The following is a 957-nucleotide window of genomic DNA, read 5'->3' on the forward strand; positions in this document are numbered from 1 at the left end:
TCGGTCCGGGTGTAATAGGTGCCAGACGTCGGGCCTGGACGCTCACATAAAACATAGTTAGTACCAAGAGGATAAAAAATAACAATAAAAGAGAAAATATTACCAATAACAAATCCTACCCCCGCGACGTGGAAAACAATGGTAAATGTCCTGTCGAAGAATTTTGGCGGCTGCATGCTTTTCGCAAAAGCCAGATAGGCAGTGCCCAAAGTAAAGCAACCCGTCACCGGAATCATGAAAAACATGCAAAATGAACCCCAGAAAAAATAGACGATGCTTCTGGATTCAATGAGATCGGTGAGATCCGGTACGCTGGCAATATACTCCACCCAAGTCCCCCCCCCAAAAATGAATATACAGAGAAATAAGTTGCATCTTTTCTTAATATTCACCAGATTAATATTATGCTTCATGTCAATAATTTCCGCCATAAAGGGAGCTTCTGTACCCCAGCCGTTGGATGTTCCTCTCTTCGATTCTTTGCCGTTCTTTAAGTCCCTCACGAATACACGCTATCAGTTTGTCTGATAGCTCATATTTGTTGTCCACTTCATTCAGAGACCAGGTAATAATAAAACCTAATACAACGACACCGACAATTTCTCCCCAAACCGGAACGGCGGCGCTAGAGAACAATAGAGGTACAGCTAACCCAAGAGTACTACCCACTGATTGCGAGACAAAAACACTCACAATCACCTTCGCCACATCCATCGTCACGTTTCCCAGCAGTGCGGCGACGTCATGCTCGGATTTAAACACCACCTCAATCAACCGCCAGCATGCGGAAAACCAGATGCAGAATTTGGCCCCTGACATTATGCCATTTCGAAACCCGGCGCTGCCAATGCCCACTTCAAGTACTTTAGGATGATTTATCCGGTAACGGGTTCCGTTAAGAATGCGCCGCAGAGAAGGGTAGCCCGTAATCTTCACATACAGCTTTCCCTGATAAGC

1 protein-coding gene and 1 pseudogene are annotated in these 957 nt (G+C 45.5%); both read right to left on the bottom strand.

Going from position 1 to position 957, the window contains the following annotated elements; all coding sequences use genetic code 11:
* The coding region (locus tag OGY67_RS00070) for a DUF1240 domain-containing protein (protein ID WP_286573055.1) at positions 1-431 on the bottom strand (431 nt) is incomplete at its 3' end.
* Positions 415-957, bottom strand: a pseudogene (locus OGY67_RS00075) (hypothetical protein); the annotation flags it as partial. The gene OGY67_RS00070 and the pseudogene OGY67_RS00075, both read right to left, overlap by 17 nt.

The organism is Citrobacter sp. Cpo015, from assembly GCF_030333035.1.
In the GTDB taxonomy this organism is placed as follows: Bacteria; Pseudomonadota; Gammaproteobacteria; order Enterobacterales; family Enterobacteriaceae; genus Citrobacter; species Citrobacter portucalensis.